We start from the raw sequence: 17,442 nt of genomic DNA, 5'->3' as shown, positions 1-17,442 counted from the left end.
ACAAAACTTACAGGCTGTAGTAGTAACCACGGCTGCGCAGGGCCACGATGCGAGGGCGGCCGTCGGGGTGCGGGCCGATCTTTTTGCGCAGGTTGCTGACGTGCATGTCCAGGCTGCGGTCGTACAGCGTCAGCTTGCGGCCGAGGGCGATTTGCGCGAGTTCCTGTTTGTCCAGCGGTTCGCCGGGTTGCTTGAGCAGGGCTTCGAGCAAACGGCTTTCGGAAACGGTGAGGGTAAATTCCTGTTCATCGATGCTGACGACGCCACGCACCGGACTGAAACACAGGTCGCCCAGTTCCATCTGGCTGGACACCGCCGTCGGATGACTGCGGCGCAATACGGCGCGCAGGCGGGCTGTCAGTTCCCGTGGGTCGCACGGTTTGGCCAGGTAATCGTCGGCGCCGAGTTCCAGGCCGAGGATGCGGTCCAGCGGCTCGCCGCGGGCCGAGAGCATCAGCACCGGCAAGTCCGGATGGTCGTTGCGCAATTGCTTGAGCAACTCCAGGCCGCTGCCGTCCGGCAGCATCACGTCCAGTACCACGGCTGCCGGCGATGTTTCAGCCAGTGCGCGACGGGCACTCTGACCGTCGTGGCAGGCGCGGACCTGGAAGCCTTCCTGGCTCAGCCAACTGCTCAGGAGCTCACACAGCTCCTGGTCATCATCAATTAATAACAGCTCGCTCATGACTCACTCAATTTAGCCATTGCCTACGTTTTCTGGTGGCACCACTGGCGAAGATACCGCAGAGCAGCGCCAATAGCGCTACTCCGGCCCCGATGACGAACCACTGCTGCTGATCAGTCAGCAAGCGCGGCAGCGGGCTGCTGGCCTGGGCTTCCTTGAGTTGCAGCTTCAGACGCTGGTTCTCCTGGCGCAACCGGCTCAGTTGAACGCTTTCGCGTTCGCCATCGACATTCTGCAGTTGTTTGCTCAGTTCTTCTCGTTGCTGCTCGCTTACCTTCAAGCGTTGCTGCAAATCGGTGATCTGGCTGCCGGCGCTCAAGGACAGCGGCGTCGAACTACCGCCTGCAGCGCCTTCTTCACCGTGGGCGGGGGCCATGATCGACAACGTCACCAACATCAGACACAACGGACCTTTGCGCATCGCGACTCCTGATTCCAATACGAGTATTGGGCAGGTTGTCGGCCGGTAAACGAGAATAATGAGCGTTGAGAGCGCGATGAACCGATCAGGTTCACCGCGCCAGGGGATTAGTGTCTTGTCTCACAAGTACGTTCCTCTTTTTGGCGAGTGGCTGTTGTTGTCAGGCAAGGCGCCGCGACGAGTCATAGCCCGCTATGGCGAGGAGCGGCAACGCAGCATGACGGCAACAGACACCGTCAAAAAAGGAACAGTACTTGCGAGACAAGACACTATGGCAGGACTTGCTTGAACGGCTTGACCGAAACGTTGGCGTAGACGCCTGCGGCGATATACGGATCAGCGTCGGCCCAGGCTTGGGCGGCGCTCAAAGAATCGAATTCGGCGACGATCAGGCTGCCGGTGAAACCCGCAGCACCCGGATCATTGCTGTCGACCGCCGGGTGTGGTCCGGCCAGAACGATGCGACCTTCGCCTTTGAGCACTTGCAGGCGCTCAAGGTGTGCAGGGCGTGCGGCCAGGCGGGCTTCCAGGGAGTTGGCGACGTCTGTGGCAATGATTGCGTAAAGCATGTCAGTCCTCGGTTTTAGGCGTTGTGGTATCGGTGTCATGCAGGTGGCGGGACAGGTAGATGCCCTGGGCGACCAGGAACAGCAGCGTCATGCCCAGGCTGCCGAACACCTTGAAGTCGACCCAGTAGTTCTGGAAGGTGAACGCGACGAACAGGTTGGCGGCACCGCAGAACAGGAAAAACCCGATCCAGGCGATGTTCAGGCGGGTCCAGACCTGATCCGGCAGGGTCAGCGCGTGGCCCATGATGCGTTTGATCAGCAGGTTGTCACCCACAAAGTGGCTGCCAATGAAAGCCAGGGCGAACAGCCAGTTCACCACCGGAGCTTTCCACTTCAGGAAGGTTTCGCTGTGGAACGCCAGGGTCAGGCTGCCGAAGACCAGGCAGGCGATGAGGGTCAGCCACTGGCTCTTCTCCAGCTTGCGCTGCTTGATGAAGAGCGTGCCGTAGACCACCAGCGAACTGATGATCAGCATCGCGGTGGCGCTGTAAATACCGCCTACAGTCAGTTGATGGCCGGCGATGTCGACGACCCGTGGATCGAGTTTGAAGACGATGAAAAACAGCAGAAGCGGGATGAAATCGATGAATTGTTTCACAGTGGCAGCCAGAAGCAGGATGTGGCGGCATAATAACAAACATATGGGCGCGCGATAGCGCCAGCTGATTTGAGGTAACACATCCCCGTGAATGTTGATTTGCACTGCCATAGCACGGCCTCCGACGGCGCTCTCGCGCCTGCAGTTCTGGTTGCGCGTGCCTTCGAAAAAGGCGTGCGAGTCCTGGCCTTGACCGATCACGACACCCTTGAGGGCCTCGACGAGGCCCGCAGCGCGGCGACTGCGTTGGGGATGCAACTGGTCAATGGCGTCGAATTGTCGTGCACCTGGGGCGGCGCGACCATCCATGTACTGGGCTACGGATTTGATGTAAATGCCGCACCGTTGGTCGAGGCAATCGCAAAATTGCACGACGGCCGCTGGCTCCGGTCCGAAGAAATAAGCCGCAAGCTGGCGTTGAAAGGCATGCCTGGAGCGTTGGAAGGTGCCCGGGCCATCCAAAAGGAGCTGGGTGACAGCGGCAACGCGCCGGCCCGTCCGCATTTCGCCGACTGGATGGTGCGTGAAGGTTTCGTCAAGGATCGCGCCGAGGCGTTCCGCAAATGGCTGGGCGCCGGCAAGCTGGGGGACGTCAAGCAACACTGGCCGACCCTGGAAGACACGGTCGAAACCCTGAGAGCCGCGAAAGCCTGGGTCAGCCTGGCGCATCCCTGGCATTACGATTTCACTCGCAGTAAACGTCGCCGGTTGATTGCCGACTATATTCAAGCAGGGGGCCACGCTATCGAAGTGGTCAATGGCCATCAGCCCGCCGAGCAAGTGGGCAGCCTGGCGATTCTTGCCCGTGAATTCGGTCTGCTGGTCAGCGCCGGCAGTGACTTTCATGGCCCTGGAGGCTGGTCCGAGATCGGCGAATACCGCCCGCTCCCGGAGGATCTGCCACCACTGTGGTGTCGATTCAAACATGACCCAATTATTGCCGCCGTCTGAACAGGTAGAGAATGTGAGTCAATTTTTCCAGATTCATCCGGAAAACCCGCAAGCGCGCCTGATAAAACAAGCTGTCGAGATCATCCGCAACGGCGGGGTGGTGATTTATCCCACGGACTCGTCCTACGCCATTGGTTGCCAGATCGGCGACAAGAATGCCGTGGAGCGCGTGCGCCGGTTGAGACAGCTGGACGAAAAGCACAACTTCGCGCTGATTTGCAGCGACCTGTCGCAACTGGGGCTGTTTGCCAAGATCGACACCGGCACCTTCCGCCTGCTTAAAGCTCACCTGCCGGGGCCATACACCTTCATTCTCAACGCCACCCGCGAAGTCCCGCGGCTGTTGTTGCACCCGAAAAAACGCACCATCGGCCTGCGCGTGCCGAGCCATCCGATTGCCCTGGCGCTGCTGGAGGAACTCGGCGAACCGCTGATGAGCGTGACGCTGATCATGCCTGGCGACACCGATCCGATGTCCGATCCTTACGAAATGCGTCAATTGCTTGAGCATCAGGTCGAACTGATCATCGACGGCGGTTTCGGCGGGATCAAGGCGTCCACCGTAATCAACCTCGCCGACGGCGAGCCAGAAGTGATCCGCGTCGGTTGCGGCGACCCTACGCCGTTCATGGCCGAGGCGTAGATGTCTGCAGTAGAACCCGTTGTCGACAGTCAGGCCGGAGCCCAGCAAGAGCTGCCCTTCGCCATGGTCTATGGCCAGGCGGTCATGGAAATGCCGCTGGACCTGTACATTCCGCCTGACGCATTGGAAGTCTTCCTTGAAGCGTTCGAAGGCCCTCTGGATCTGCTGCTGTACCTGATCCGCAAACAGAACATCAACATTCTCGACATCCCGGTGGCGGAAATCACTCGGCAATACATGGGCTATGTCGAGTTGATGCAGTCGGTGCGCCTGGAGTTGGCCGCTGAGTACCTGGTCATGGCCGCCATGCTGGCCGAGATCAAATCGCGGATGCTGCTGCCGCGTGCCGAAACGATCGAGGCCGAAGAAGACGACCCTCGCGCCGAACTGATCCGCCGCTTGCAGGAATACGAACGCTTCAAGGCCGCTGCCGAAGGCATCGATGGCCTGAGCCGCGTGGGCCGCGATGTGGTGGTGCCAAAGCTGGATGCCCCGCAAGCCTTGGCGCGCAAGTTATTGCCGGACGTGCGTCTGTCAGAGCTGCTGCTGTCCATGGCAGAGGTGCTGCGCCGTGGCGACATGTTCGAAAGCCACCAGGTCAGCCGCGAGGCGCTGTCCACGCGCGAACGCATGAGCGATGTACTGGAACGCCTCAAGGGCGGTGGTTTCGTGCCGTTTGTCGAGCTGTTCACCGCTGAAGAAGGGCGTCTGGGGGTGGTGGTGACCTTTATGGCGATCCTCGAACTGGTCAAGGAATCCTTGGTCGAGCTGGTGCAGAATGAGCCGTTCGCGGCGATCCATGTCCGGGCCCGAGCCGAATAACGAGTTGAATCATGAACCTGACTGAACCCCGCGAGCTGGCGCCACTGCTTGAAGCCTTTCTGTTGGCCTCGGGAAAACCGCAATCGCTTGAACGCCTGTTCGAACTCTTCGAAGAGGGCGAGCGGCCTGAGCCGCCAGTCTTCAAGAAAGCCCTGACGATTCTCGCCAAGTCTTGCGACGGCCGCGCCTTCGAGCTGAAGGAAGTGGCTTCCGGGTATCGCTTGCAGATCCGCGAAAAATTCTCGCCGTGGGTAGGACGATTGTGGGAAGAGCGGCCGCAGCGCTATTCCCGCGCCATGCTCGAAACCATGGCCCTGATCGCCTATCGCCAGCCGATCACCCGGGGTGAGATCGAAGACGTGCGGGGCGTGGCGGTTAACAGTCACATCGTCAAAACCTTGCTTGAGCGCGAGTGGATTCGCATTGTCGGTTACCGCGACGTGCCGGGTAAGCCGGCGATGTTCGCGACCACCAAGGCCTTTCTCGATCACTTCAACCTGAAAAACCTCGACGATTTGCCGCCGCTGGCTGAATTGCGCGAGCTTGAACCTGATCCGGTGCTCGATTTCGACGACGCGCCGGTGCCTGTCGGTCTGCAAGCATTGGCCGACGCCAGCGCGGAACCGGAAGAGCCGAAGGAAGAAACCAGTTTCCATACGTTGCTGCTGGAACTGGACACCATGGAGGAGGGGCTCAAGACAGACTTCGACGATTTGTTGCGCGATGAAGCGGTGACTATGACTGAGGAAGGCCCGGATCAGGCTGAGCCGGAAATCGAAGTTGAACTTCAGGGCGAGCCGGAAGCCGAAATCGACGAAGAGCAGGAAGACGATGTGCTTGGCGTCGCCCAAGCTCGCGAAAAACTACTGGCCGCTGTGGCTGCTCTCGAACAACCGAAACCCACGCCCGAGTTGACCGACGAAGAAGCCGAAGCCCGGGCCCTCGCCGAAGCGATCGAGGCCGAACGCCGCGAATTTGAAGACGATTGATCAACATGAGCTCAACCAAAGACCCCTGCATCAGCGTCTGCAAATTCACCGACGACATCTGTGTCGGCTGTGGCCGCAGCAAGCGCGAGATCAAGGCGTGGAAGAAGCTCGACAAGGTCGACAAGCGCACGGTCCTCGCCGAAGCATCGCTCAGGCTGATCAAACTGGGCGCCACCGGTCGGCGGAAAACCAAGTAAGTCTTCATTGATCAGCTAGTCTCTGATGCGCGAATGCCCTCATGAGCGTATGATTCGCGACCCTCGAGCGATCCCTTCGCCCGAGTACCCAGCTTTCAACTCTTCAGGACCCTCACTTCAGAGCTGCCTGAACAGATCACACCGGGAGGTGCCCAGATGAGTATCAAAGACCAGAAAGACGACCAGGAAATCGGCCCAGCAGGCGAGAAACTGCAGAAAGTCCTCGCCCGTATCGGCGTCGGCTCGCGCCGTGACGTAGAAGCCTGGATCAGCCACGGCCGCATCAAGGTCAACGGCAAAGACGCCACCCTTGGCCTGCGCGTCGACCTGCATGACGCCATCACCATTGATGGCAAGGTGATCAAGCGCGAAGAAGCCGCCGAGTCGGTACGCCGCGTGATCATGTACAACAAACCCGACGGTGAAATCTGCACCCGCCTTGACCCGGAAGGCCGTCCGACCGTTTTCGACAAGATGCCGCGCCCAAAAGAAGGTCGCTGGATCAACATCGGCCGTCTGGACATCAACACCACCGGTCTGCTGATGTTCACCACCGATGGTGAGCTGGCCAACCGCCTGATGCACCCTTCCTATGAAATGGACCGTGAATACGCGGTACGTGTGCGTGGCGAAGTCGATGACGAGATGATCGAGCGTCTGAAGGCAGGCGTCGTCCTCGAAGACGGCCCGGCCAAGTTCACCGACATCAAGCAGGCTCCAGGTGGCGAAGGTTTCAACCACTGGTACCACTGCGTGGTGATGGAAGGTCGCAACCGCGAAGTCCGCCGTCTGTGGGAATCCCAAGGCCTGGTGGTCAGCCGTCTGAAACGCGTGCGTTTCGGTCCGGTGTTCCTCAACTCCGACCTGCCGATGGGTCGCTGGCGCGAAATGAGCCAGTACGAAGTCGACATTCTGAGTGCTGAAGTGGGCCTGACGCCTGTGGCCATGCCGCAGATGAACGCCAAGAGCAAAGATAAGCTCGATCGCATGCAGCGTAAATCGTCGCGTCCAATGGGCAAGACCGAGCGCGTGCGTTCGTTGCGTCCAGCCATCGGTAACCAAACCGCTGCTACACCGCGTGACTCCCGTGAACCGCAAATCGAAGGCGAGCGCCCCGCCCGCAAACCAGCAGCGCCACGTGCGGATGGCGAGCGCGGTCCACGCACGCCGCGTCCGGCCAACGGTCGCACTGAGCGTGGCGAAGGTCGCGGTGCGCCAAGCGGCGGTCGTAGCGATCGCGGTGCTCCAGCTGGTCGTGGTACGCCAGTGGCAGACCGTCCTTCTGATACCAAGCGCCCGGCCAAGCCAGCGCCGAAGAAACGCCCAGGCATCGTTCTGGTCGACAAGGATGCGCCATCGGGCAAGCGCCGTGGTGCGCCAGCCGGTTCGGGTCAGCGTCCGGGCTTCGGTCGTCGCAAGCCTGAGTAATTGGTAAGCGCCCCATAGAAAACGCCAACCTTCGGGTTGGCGTTTTTTTTGGTCTGGCTGTCGGGAAGTTAAAACACAAACCGCCCATCAAACACCGGCTCATCATCCAGCGCCAACACGCCGATGGAGAAGATCAGGTCCAGATGATGGCTGCCCTTCGCGCCACCACCCAGTCCGAGATGCAGGCCGCAATGACGTTCCTCGAACCCGGCATTGCGTGCATACAACGTCTTCACGCCTTCGTTGGTGCCGATCCCCAACTCCTCGATCCGTCGATTGGATGGATTGGCTTCCAGATACTTGTTGAAGTCATGTTTCAGCCCGGGCACCTCGGTGGCGATTTTGCTGATGGTCGAATTCTCGATCCACAGTTCCAGCGGTGACTCCAGCACCCCGTACTTGCGGGCGAATGGAATAGTGCCGAGAAAAGTCCCCATGAACTTGACCCGCCCGTTAATGGCTTCGCTGTGCGTGGCAATTTCACCGGGCGCCAGGTCGAAGTTGCCGACACCGTTAATGTCGGTCCACTTCTTGATGCTGCTCAACGGTGTTTCGAACATGAACCGTGATCATCTTTGAAACTCAACGTGGTGGCGTGAGACATGCGCTGGATCAAGTGGCTGTTCAACCCGGCAATGCGCTGCGGGGTGACACTGAAGGTGTCGTAGAAGTAATCGCCGTAATCCTTGAACAGCAGCGACTTCTTCCAGTTCTCGGCCATCACGCCTTGCAGCGCGCGGACAAATTCCGGGCCGTCGGGGCGTGGGTTGGGCAGGGTGGAAGAGTCGTAAAAGAAAATATACAGATCGCCGTCGGCTATCGCCTGGGCCAGCAAGTCGGTGGGTTCGAGGTCCAGGCGCATGGCGCGAAAGCTGAATGGCTGACTGTTACCAGCCTGTTCGGCGATGGCGCAGGTGTGTGCTTCGTAATCAGCCGTGTGGCCGAGCAAAACCTTCGCCGGGTTGATGCCGGCAAGGGCAGGGTGTTGTTTGAGGTAGTAAAGGAAATGCGAGATGGCGCGTTGCTTATCCATGTAGTCCTCCCTGACCAACCGAGAAAAAGTGGCAGGCACCACCGGCCGGATCGTGCCTGCCGAGCCTTTCTTACAAAGGCCACATCGCCGTGCCGAACGGAACAACCGCGTCGGCTTGCATCATTTCAACGGCGGCTTCATGGGGCGGTGCTTCAAACCAATCGTCCAGCTGCAGTTCAGTTTCCAAGTCTTTGTCCAGTGCTTGCATGGTGAATCATCCTTGATGACTTTTGAGTAAGAACAACTTGCCGATCGATGCGGCTCGGCAAGTCGCTAAAACCTAGTTCAGAGGTTTTTGAAATGCAAAAAAATAGTTAAATAAGATTTTTTGAACTTTTTATTCTGTTTTATAAGAGACAATTTGTTAATAAAAAACAAAAAACTAACTCGACCTTTTTATAAGGAAACGTCCTACCGTCAATTTACAGTCAGCTTACATCCAGATCTGATACGGAAAATTTACGTTACGGCATGTAAAGAAATGCTGACGGAATCAAGCCTCAAAGCCCTTGGTTTGAGGCTTGCGAAAGCGATGTAAGGAAAACCTTCCGCCCAGCAGCTAACTAACCCGTCCGCAGGGCTCTGGCCCGCTTGTTTCAGACGCGGTTGAAGGGTGAGATGCGCTCCATGCCTGTCGTGCAGGTGCATAACAAGAAGGAGGCGCAATGTACGCCGTGACTCATCTTCATCTCTCCCCGTGGGGCGATTTTTCCATTGCTCCCGTCAGAGACCTGCAAAGGTCTGACTCAATTTTTGCAGTCGCCCGAGGCACTCGAGGCGGACACTGGCAATCCCGGCAATCGACACGCTGATCCAGTGGTGTCTGGCAGCAGGGGGTTACAGGTGTACAATGCGCCGCGTTTTAACTGTGACCTCCTGCGCATCTGCGCAAACCTCAAGGCTATCCGCCTTGTTCACTCCGCCGCGTCACAAACGTGTCGGGTTCGATTTCGTCACAGATAAAAACAAACAGGTGACGCATGACCGTTGCAAATACGCTGAACGTGAGACCCTTTTCATGAGTGGACAAAACTCGCATTCAGGCGAGCTGAAACGCGGCCTGAAAAATCGCCATATTCAACTGATCGCCCTCGGTGGCGCGATCGGTACCGGGTTGTTCCTCGGTTCGGCCGGCGTCCTGAAATCCGCCGGCCCGTCGATGATCCTCGGCTACGCCATCTGTGGCTTCATTGCGTTCATGATCATGCGCCAGCTCGGCGAAATGATCGTCGAAGAGCCGGTGGCCGGTTCCTTCAGCCACTTCGCCCATAAATACTGGGGCGGTTTCGCCGGTTTCCTGTCGGGCTGGAACTGCTGGATTCTGTACATTCTGGTGGGCATGTCGGAGCTGACCGCGGTCGGCAAGTACATCCACTATTGGGCGCCGGAGATCCCGACCTGGGTATCGGCCGCCGGATTTTTCGTCCTGATCAACCTGATCAACCTGGCCAACGTCAAAGTCTTCGGTGAGGCCGAGTTCTGGTTCGCGATTATCAAGGTCGTGGCCATCGTCGGCATGATTGCGCTGGGCAGCTATATGCTGGTCAGTGGCCACGGCGGCCCGCAAGCGTCGGTGACCAACCTCTGGGCCCACGGCGGCTTCTTCCCGAATGGCGTCAGCGGCCTGGTGATGGCCATGGCGATCATCATGTTCTCCTTCGGCGGCCTGGAAATGCTCGGTTTCACCGCAGCGGAAGCCGACAAACCGAGAACTGTGATCCCCAAAGCCATCAACCAGGTGATCTACCGGATCCTTATTTTCTACATCGGTGCGCTGGTCATCCTGCTGTCGCTGACGCCATGGGACAGCCTGTTGGCTTCCCTGAACGCGTCGGGTGATTCCTACAGCGGCAGCCCGTTCGTGCAAGTGTTCTCGATGCTCGGCAGCGACACCGCCGCGCACATCCTCAACTTTGTGGTCCTGACCGCCGCGCTGTCGGTGTACAACAGCGGCACCTACTGCAACAGCCGCATGCTGCTGGGCATGGCCGAGCAGGGCGATGCGCCGAAAGCTCTGGCGAAAATCGATAAGCGCGGCGTGCCGGTGCGTTCGATCCTCGCTTCGGCGGCGGTGACGCTGATCGCCGTGTTGCTGAACTACCTGATCCCGCAAAACGCGCTGGAACTGTTGATGTCGCTGGTCGTGGCCACCCTGGTGATCAACTGGGCGATGATCAGCTTCTCGCACTTCAAGTTCCGCCAGCACATGGACAAGACCCACCAAACGCCACTGTTCAAGGCCCTGTGGTACCCGTACGGGAACTACGTCTGCCTGGCGTTCGTGGTGTTCATTCTGGGCGTCATGTTGTTGATCCCGGGCATCCAGATCTCGGTGTATGCGATTCCGGTGTGGGTTGCGTTCATGTGGGTTTGCTACGGCATCAAGAACAAGCGCAGTGCTCAGCATGCGTTGCAGGCTGCAAACGCGAAGTAAGCGTAGTACGCAGAAACAACAAACCCGGCCAATGTGCCGGGTTTTTTGTGGTGCGCTGCAAAACCTGGGGGACCGCATTCTTTCAGTTCATTCGGGGTATCCTGCGCGTTCTGAATACGGACGCTTTTCCATGCTGGTGATTTCCAACAACGTGCATCTGCCGGATGCCGAGATCGAGTTGACCGCTATTCGCGCCCAGGGCGCGGGTGGGCAGAACGTCAACAAGGTCTCTAGCGCGGTGCATCTGCGCTTCGACATTCCAGCCTCGTCCTTGCCCGAGTTCTACAAGGAACGGTTGCTGGCGTTGCGGGACAGCCGCATCACCAGCGAAGGAGTGTTGATCATCAAGGCCCAGCAATACCGCACGCAGGAAGCCAATCGCGCCGATGCGCTGGAGCGGTTGACCGAGTTGATTCTCAGCGCCACCAAGGTCGAAAAGAAACGGCGCCCGACCAAACCGACCCTCGGTTCGAAGAAGCGTCGGCTGGAATCAAAGACCAAGCGCGGCAGCATCAAGGCCGGGCGTGGCAAGGTGGATTTCTGAACCTGCGCCTGCGCGCGCCCAATTCTTCCAGCTTGATTCACTCAGTCATCGTTCGTTGAATTTCTTGTAATTAGCGGTTTGGGTCTTGATGGCTTGTGCCTGGACAATACCGGGAATAGTAAGCATCGTGCTTATTTCAAAAGGATCTTTCCCACTGTCATGTTTGACAGGTTTGTCGCTCTTCCAATTCATATTTAATGAGGTCTCAATTTTCATTCGATAAGGAAAGCGGACATGACGAATTCAATAAAAATTGAAGAGCCCGTTCGAGGTTCATTGGATTCCTCCTTCGGGATCGAAGGAAAGGTCCATCTGTATGTTGAGGATGAAATACAAATACAGCCTCGCGCCGTTTGTGTTCTGTCGGATGGACGAATCCTCTGCACAGCCTCCTCTGACAAGTTTGAATCGATCTATCTGGTGATGCTTGATAATCGTGGTGTTGTGGATGAAAGCTTCGGCGAAGCGGGTACTTCTCGATTCAAATTATCGGATTTTTCTGAACCGCGTTCGGCGCAACCCTACAGTATTAAGTTTGATGCGGATAATAACAAAATCGTGGTTGGCTTCTTTATAAGTGAGGGTGGATATGGTCGCAGGACCGGTCTCGCGAGGTTCGAGCTGAATGGACCGCTGGATACGAGTTTTGGTGACCGTGGCGTCATGATGTGGAGTCCTGTACCTGACAATGCACGTAGGACTTTTTTTGAAAACGCGTCGGGGTTGTCGCGCGCAGACTCTAAATATCAGGGGTCAATGGTACTGACGTCCGATGGCGGTGCCATGATCCTGACCACTCTCCGTTACGACAACAGATGGGATGGAACAGATCTGGTCAAGGTAAAAAGGGATGGCACCCTTGATGAGGCGTTTGGTGACGAGGGATCTGTGATAGTAAAACGAAGTGACAAGGCCGTCAGAGCCGAAGACCTGGTGCGCCAAGGTGAGAGTTTTTTAGTGGCGGGTACTACAAGTATTGCCGGTGAGGGGGAGTGGTTTGTTGCCAGATTCGATAAGGCTGGGAAGTTGGATAAAACATTTGCGGTATCTGGTTACTATGATGGTAATCCCGGTGTACAAAACGCGGTTTTGTATCGTGAGGATAAAAGCACATTTCATATTGTTGGTACCTCAGCTAATACAGCTTCTCAACATCTTTTTGTCACGCTGCAGCGTCGAGGATCAAATGGTGAAGAGGACGCGCACTTTGGTTCGCAAGGGTGGAGTGATGTCCTGAGTGATGACGCTAGTGTGCGGGATACTGTCATATTCAAGTCCGCGCTTTATAACTCGGGATCAACTGTAGTTGTGGCGGGGCATAATACGGTGTTTGGCGAAACTGCAGGCCGAACAATCATTGCCAGTATCGAGCAGGATATGGGATGGGACTCTGCATTTGGCGTGGAGGGAAGGTTTACGATGGCGGGCGATACAGTTGTGCATGACCTTGCGATTCAAAGTGACCGAAAAATTGTGTTTGTTTCCAGTTCGAACAGGTCGCCCGATAGCTTTGCCATTGTTCGCTTGCATGGCTGAAAAAACGGAGCAAGGCTATGGATATTGACCGTTCAGACTCTGCATGCTGAACGGTCAATATGGTTGATGTGTAGTGACGATCAGTGATGTCTCGGGGTGTGGCGATAAAGGTAGACGCTCAATCCCAGACCGCTCAGGGCGGCGAGGGCGGCGAACAAGAAGATCGAGGCAAAACCGAAACCCGCAGCAATCGCCCCGGCCAACGGCCCGGTAATCCCCAGCGACAAATCGATGAACAACGAATAAGCCCCGACCGCGGCGCCACGGCTGGAGGCTGGTACCAGGTTGACTGCTTCCACACCCAGCGCGGGGAACACCAGCGAGAAGCCGAACCCGCTCAGCGCCGCACCGGCCAGTGCCCAATGGGCATCCGGTGCCATCCATAGCAGCAGCAAGCCGAGGGTTTCCACCGACAGGCAGGCTATCGCCACGCGAAAGCCGCCGAGGCGGTTGATCAGGTTGCCGAACAGCAGCCGCGCACCAATAAAACTGGCACCGAACACGCTCAAGCAAAGCACCGCATTGGACCAATGCTGAGTCGCGTAGTAGAGGGTAATGAAGGTGGCGATGGTGCCGAAGCCGATCGAGCCCAGCGCCAGACCGCAACCATGTGGCAGCACGCGCCCCAGCACATGCATGAACGGCAAGCGTTCACCGACAACGATCGGTGCGGCGGTTTTCGGCCAGGCGAGTGCCAGGCCCAACACGGCCAGCAGCACAATGCTCACGCCCATGCTCCACAAACCCAATTCACCGACCAGCCACACCCCCAGTGGGGCGCCAATGGCGATGGCTCCATAGCTGGCGATACCGTTCCAGGAGATGACTTTGGCGGTGTTGGCCGCGCCGACACGGCCAATGCCCCAACCGATCGAACCCGAACCCACCAGACTTTCCGCACTGCCGAGCACCAGACGACCGATCAACAGACTGATCAGGCTCAAGGTCGGCAGGCTCTGGGTCCAGGCCGAAATCAGCATGAACACCCCGCTCAAACCGCAGCCGGCGAGGCCGTACATCACGGCAAGTTTGCTGCCCTTGTTGTCGATGATTTTCCCGGCATAAGGACGGCTGAGCAGGGTGGCCAGGTATTGCACGCTGATGACCAGACCGGCGATCACCGCACCGAAGCCCAGATCGCTGTGGACGTAGCCCGGCAACACGGCCAGGGGAATGCCGATATTCAGGTAGCCGATGAAGGTGAACAGGACGATGGAAACGACTTGCAGCGTGACCGCCAGGGGGCGCTGGTTTTCAGACATGGGTAAAAGGTCCACGGGGAAGCAGGATAGATAGGCTGCTTATGATAGCGGCGCGAGCGGCCGCGGGTCGTGGAAAAAGTAAAACTATTTGCCGGGTGGGGTGAATCAGGGTTTGGGGGGAGCAACCAGGTGCGTGGTGACCAGGGCGGCCAAGGCGTTTTCTTCGCTGCCGAAACGGGCCAGGAGGGCGGCTTGTTTCTCGGGGGACAGGCGATTCCAGATCTCGATCATCTTCTCGGTGGTGCCGATCAGTACGCTGGCTTGGGTGTCGCTGAATTCGTCGGTCATGGTGTGGAACTCGAGGTTCAGGCGGTGTGGAAAGCGCATGTTAGCGCTTTCCACACGGTCTGGCATTGCAGGTGAATCAGTCTTCGCTGTCGGTCTTGCGGCGTTCAGTGGCTTCTTTCGGCTCGGGCTGTTGGGCACCGGCTTGATGCGTGGGCGTCTGCTCAGTTTCGTGCAGGCTTGGGAAGGGGAGATTAGGGATCTCGTGCATATCGCGCTCCTCGCAAAGTCTGTTGATAGATCTGGTAGATCCGCGCTTTTAAAAAGCCTGGGAAGGATACAGCAGGAGAAATGACAAATAGAGTTTTATATCCATTTGTTGCGACGGATGGGGTTGTCTAGACAGGTTGGTAGCAGTGACACAAAACAATGTGAGAGCGAGCCGGCTCGCTCCCACAGGGGGCCTGTGCAGGGCTTGAAGGTTATTTGCAGACTTCGGCAATCGCCTCGGCCAGCAAATCCAGACGCGTCGCATCAATCCCGGCCACGTTGGCCCGGCCTGAGTTGACCATGTAAACACTGTGATGATCGCGCAGTTGTCTCACCTGATCCGACGTCAATCCGGTGTAGGAAAACATCCCGCGCTGCACGCCGATGTGCGCAAAGCGCTCGCGCAACCCATGAGGTTCAAGCGCTTCAAGCAATCCGCTGCGCAGTTGGGCGATACGCAAACGCATGGCTTCCACTTCGTCAGCCCAGAGGCTTTTCAGCTCTGGATCACCGAGGATGGTCGCCACCACAGCCGCGCCGTGATCCGGCGGTGTCGACCACAGGTTGCGGGCGATGTTGGCCAGTTGGCTGCGGATATCCACTAACTTGTCAGCGGTTTTCGCGCAGACAATCAGCGCGCCTGTGCGGTCGCGGTACAGGCCGAAGTTCTTTGAGCAGGAACTGGTGATCAGCACTTCCGGCAACGCGGCCGCGAACAAGCGGGTCGACCATGCATCCTGTTCCAGACCATCGCCGAAGCCTTGGTAGGCGAAGTCGATCAACGGAACCAGATCGCGGCTGCGCACCACGTCCAGCACCCGGCGCCAGTCGTCATGGGACAGATCGAAACCGGTCGGGTTGTGGCAGCAGGCGTGCAGCAGCACCACATCGCCCTTCGGCGCTTCGTTGAGTACCGCGAGCATCGCTTCGACGTCGAGGCGGTTATCGCTGCCGACGTACGGGTAATGACTGACCTTGACTCCAGCCGCCGCGAAGATGGTTTCGTGAATCGGCCAGGTCGGGTTGCTCAGCCACACGCCACGACCCGGCAGGCACTGGGCGATGAAATCGGCACTCAAGCGCAGCGCACCGGTGCCGCCCGGCGTTTGCGTCGCGCCGGCCCGTTGTTCAGCGATCAGCGGGGAATCGGCACCCAGAACCAATTCAATGATGGCCTTGCCGAACGCCGGTTCGCCGTGACCACCGATGTAGGTTTTGGTGGTCTGACGATCCACCAGACGTTGCTCGGCGAGCTTCACCGACTGGGGAATCGGTGTCAGGCCCTGGGCATCTTTATAGACGCCCACGCCGAGGTCGAATTTGCGCGGGTTTGGGTCCTGCGCATAGGCCTCCATCAGGCCGAGAATCGGGTCGCCGGGTACTCGACCTATGGCGTCGAAATGCATTATTTGCGGCCCTCGGCGTCCTTGGCCACTTCGTCAGTGCGCGCGGCCATGATGAAATCGTTGCGATGCAGGCCTTTGATGGAGTGGCTCCACCAGGTCACGGTGACTTTGCCCCACTCGGTGAGCAGGCCTGGGTGGTGACCTTCGGCCTCGGAGATTTCACCGACAGCGTTGGTGAACGCCAGCGCATGTTTGAAATTCTTGAACAGGAACACTTTTTCCAGCTGCATGATGCTGTCGCGCACTTCAATGTTCCAGTCCGGGATCTGCTTGATCAGTACCGGCAGTTCTTCGTCGCTGACCTGAGGAGCGCCGGCTTGGCAGGCTTCGCAGTGGGCTTGGTTCAATGTGGACATGATGGGTTCCTGAAATCGAATGATTGGAAATCGGCTGCCAGTTCACCACGCTAAAGCAAAGCGTCGGTTCCTGACAGACTCACTTGATCGTAAAAGTCGCGGATCACGCAGCTTTTGGTTTTGGCGGAAACTTTGGTGCGCGCAAACCCAGCTGCATGCCTTGCTTGACCATACCCATGATGTCTTCGTGGGCGAGGTCGAACAGGCGCTTGAGGTTTGGCAGGGCAAAGTACAGCGGCTGCAAAATGTCGATGCGGTACGGTGTGCGCATGCATTCCAGCGGATCGAAGGCCTGATGCTCAGGTTCGTCCGACAGGCAGTAAACGGTTTCTTTCGGCGAGGAGAGAATGCCGCCGCCGTAGATGCGCAGGCCTTCTGGCGTGTTGACCAGACCGAACTCGATGGTCATCCAGTACAGACGCGCCAGGTACACGCGTTCTTCCTTGGAAGCCTGTAGGCCAAGTTTGCCGTAGGTGTGGGTAAATTCGGCGAACCAAGGGTTGGTCAGCAGCGGACAGTGGCCAAAAATCTCGTGGAAAATGTCCGGCTCTTGCAGGTAATCCAGCTCTTCGCGGGTACGAATAAACGTCGCTACCGGGAACTGCTTGTTGGCGAGCAATTCGAAAAAGGTCTGGAAGGGTATCAGTGCGGGTACCCGGGCAACCTGCCACCCGGTGGTTTCACCGAGGACCTTGTTGATCTCACCGAGTTGAGGAATGCGGTCGTGGGGCAGACCGAGTTTTTCGATTCCGTCCAGGTATTCCTGGCACGCACGCCCTTGGATCACTTTCAGTTGGCGAGTGATCAGCGTGTTCCACACCGCGTGTTCTTCGGCGGGGTAGTCGATAAAACCTTGCGCATCGGGCTCGCGAGCCACGTATTGCGTCTGCTTCATGCTGCTCTCCTGCTAGGGGATTTCGTTCTTGTTATGTCCTGCTATGGACCTAGAAATACGCCAAGGTGTGCGGCGTTGCAGCAGGTGATTGGCATCGTGTGTAGGAGAATTCTCCAATTTTCGTAAAGTAATCGTTACGGTTTGAGGCTTGTCGCGCAGCTATTGAGATTTGCGGGTT

20 protein-coding genes and 1 pseudogene are annotated in these 17,442 nt (G+C 57.8%); 9 read left to right on the top strand and 12 right to left on the bottom strand.

Annotation, left to right across the window (positions count from 1 at the left end):
* Nucleotides 1-7: 7 nt before the first annotated feature.
* The 4 genes from ACYZTR_RS20600 to ACYZTR_RS20585 form a co-directional block, all read right to left on the bottom strand.
* Complete coding sequence (locus ACYZTR_RS20600; protein WP_282380720.1) at nt 8-685, bottom strand: response regulator transcription factor; 678 nt, start codon at nt 683-685, stop codon at nt 8-10.
* Between the two features lie 7 nt (nt 686-692).
* A complete protein-coding gene (locus ACYZTR_RS20595; protein ID WP_461973540.1) occupies nt 693-1,106 on the bottom strand; it encodes a translation initiation factor 2 in 414 nt (137 codons plus the stop codon).
* 269 nt (nt 1,107-1,375) lie between these two features.
* A complete protein-coding gene (locus tag ACYZTR_RS20590) occupies nt 1,376-1,675 on the bottom strand; it encodes a YciI family protein (protein WP_008156126.1) in 300 nt (99 codons plus the stop codon).
* 1 nt (nt 1,676) lies between these two features.
* Nucleotides 1,677-2,273, bottom strand: coding sequence for a septation protein A (locus tag ACYZTR_RS20585; RefSeq protein ID WP_461973539.1), 597 nt, complete (start codon nt 2,271-2,273; stop codon nt 1,677-1,679).
* Between the two features lie 87 nt (nt 2,274-2,360).
* Here ACYZTR_RS20585 and ACYZTR_RS20580 point away from each other — a divergent pair, with 87 nt between their 5' ends.
* From ACYZTR_RS20580 to rluB, 6 genes are all read left to right on the top strand, one after another.
* Complete coding sequence (locus ACYZTR_RS20580) at nt 2,361-3,224, top strand: PHP domain-containing protein (RefSeq protein ID WP_461973538.1); 864 nt, start codon at nt 2,361-2,363, stop codon at nt 3,222-3,224.
* 13 nt (nt 3,225-3,237) lie between these two features.
* Nucleotides 3,238-3,867: an L-threonylcarbamoyladenylate synthase gene (locus tag ACYZTR_RS20575; protein ID WP_461973537.1), complete on the top strand. Its 630-nt coding sequence runs from the start codon at nt 3,238-3,240 to the stop codon at nt 3,865-3,867.
* A gap of 123 nt (nt 3,868-3,990) precedes the next feature.
* On the top strand, nt 3,991-4,689 hold the full coding sequence (locus tag ACYZTR_RS20570) for a segregation and condensation protein A (protein ID WP_282380816.1): 699 nt from the start codon (nt 3,991-3,993) through the stop codon (nt 4,687-4,689).
* Nucleotides 4,690-4,700: 11 nt separating this feature from the next.
* Nucleotides 4,701-5,678, top strand: coding sequence for an SMC-Scp complex subunit ScpB (gene scpB / locus ACYZTR_RS20565; RefSeq protein ID WP_461973536.1), 978 nt, complete (start codon nt 4,701-4,703; stop codon nt 5,676-5,678).
* 5 nt (nt 5,679-5,683) lie between these two features.
* The gene (locus ACYZTR_RS20560; RefSeq protein ID WP_461973535.1) at nt 5,684-5,875 is read left to right on the top strand and encodes a DUF1289 domain-containing protein; all 192 of its coding nucleotides are present in this window, start codon (nt 5,684-5,686) and stop codon (nt 5,873-5,875) included.
* Between the two features lie 156 nt (nt 5,876-6,031).
* Entirely contained in the window at nt 6,032-7,303 is a 1,272-nt protein-coding gene (rluB, locus tag ACYZTR_RS20555; RefSeq protein ID WP_461973534.1) for a 23S rRNA pseudouridine(2605) synthase RluB, read from the top strand.
* Between the two features lie 68 nt (nt 7,304-7,371).
* On the opposite strand, the pseudogene ACYZTR_RS20550 reads toward rluB, so the two are convergent.
* Together ACYZTR_RS20550 and ACYZTR_RS20545 are read right to left on the bottom strand one after the other, a co-directional pair.
* Nucleotides 7,372-8,336, bottom strand: a pseudogene (locus ACYZTR_RS20550) (M29 family metallopeptidase).
* 70 nt (nt 8,337-8,406) lie between these two features.
* A complete protein-coding gene (locus ACYZTR_RS20545; protein WP_461973533.1) occupies nt 8,407-8,544 on the bottom strand; it encodes a hypothetical protein in 138 nt (45 codons plus the stop codon).
* 810 nt (nt 8,545-9,354) lie between these two features.
* Between ACYZTR_RS20545 and ACYZTR_RS20540 the strand changes: the two genes are divergently transcribed.
* From ACYZTR_RS20540 to ACYZTR_RS20530, 3 genes are all read left to right on the top strand, one after another.
* Nucleotides 9,355-10,770: an amino acid permease gene (locus tag ACYZTR_RS20540; RefSeq protein ID WP_461973532.1), complete on the top strand. Its 1,416-nt coding sequence runs from the start codon at nt 9,355-9,357 to the stop codon at nt 10,768-10,770.
* 130 nt (nt 10,771-10,900) lie between these two features.
* Nucleotides 10,901-11,314 (top strand): alternative ribosome rescue aminoacyl-tRNA hydrolase ArfB, encoded by a 414-nt coding sequence (arfB, locus tag ACYZTR_RS20535; protein WP_008010994.1) that lies wholly within the window; start codon nt 10,901-10,903, stop codon nt 11,312-11,314.
* A 234-nt stretch (nt 11,315-11,548) separates the two neighbouring features.
* Nucleotides 11,549-12,850, top strand: a complete 1,302-nt coding sequence (locus ACYZTR_RS20530; RefSeq protein WP_461973531.1) for a hypothetical protein — start codon at nt 11,549-11,551, stop codon at nt 12,848-12,850.
* An 80-nt stretch (nt 12,851-12,930) separates the two neighbouring features.
* Here the strand turns inward: ACYZTR_RS20530 and ACYZTR_RS20525 are convergent, their stop codons facing one another.
* The 6 genes from ACYZTR_RS20525 to phhA form a co-directional block, all read right to left on the bottom strand.
* Complete coding sequence (locus ACYZTR_RS20525) at nt 12,931-14,112, bottom strand: MFS transporter (RefSeq protein WP_461973530.1); 1,182 nt, start codon at nt 14,110-14,112, stop codon at nt 12,931-12,933.
* Between the two features lie 105 nt (nt 14,113-14,217).
* Nucleotides 14,218-14,400, bottom strand: coding sequence for a hypothetical protein (locus ACYZTR_RS20520; RefSeq protein WP_461979818.1), 183 nt, complete (start codon nt 14,398-14,400; stop codon nt 14,218-14,220).
* A 76-nt stretch (nt 14,401-14,476) separates the two neighbouring features.
* Entirely contained in the window at nt 14,477-14,608 is a 132-nt protein-coding gene (locus tag ACYZTR_RS20515) for a hypothetical protein (protein WP_461973529.1), read from the bottom strand.
* A gap of 211 nt (nt 14,609-14,819) precedes the next feature.
* On the bottom strand, nt 14,820-16,013 hold the full coding sequence (locus ACYZTR_RS20510; RefSeq protein WP_461973528.1) for an amino acid aminotransferase: 1,194 nt from the start codon (nt 16,011-16,013) through the stop codon (nt 14,820-14,822).
* Complete coding sequence (locus tag ACYZTR_RS20505; RefSeq protein WP_461951352.1) at nt 16,013-16,369, bottom strand: 4a-hydroxytetrahydrobiopterin dehydratase; 357 nt, start codon at nt 16,367-16,369, stop codon at nt 16,013-16,015. Before ACYZTR_RS20505 ends, ACYZTR_RS20510 begins: the two co-directional genes overlap by 1 nt.
* A 103-nt stretch (nt 16,370-16,472) precedes the next feature.
* A complete protein-coding gene (gene phhA / locus ACYZTR_RS20500) occupies nt 16,473-17,264 on the bottom strand; it encodes a phenylalanine 4-monooxygenase (protein ID WP_461973527.1) in 792 nt (263 codons plus the stop codon).
* Nucleotides 17,265-17,442: the final 178 nt, after the last annotated feature.

Source organism: Pseudomonas sp. Hz4 (assembly GCF_054898165.1).
The sequence above is the reverse complement of the archived record's forward strand: the minus strand, read 5'-3'. Positions and strand labels throughout refer to the sequence as shown.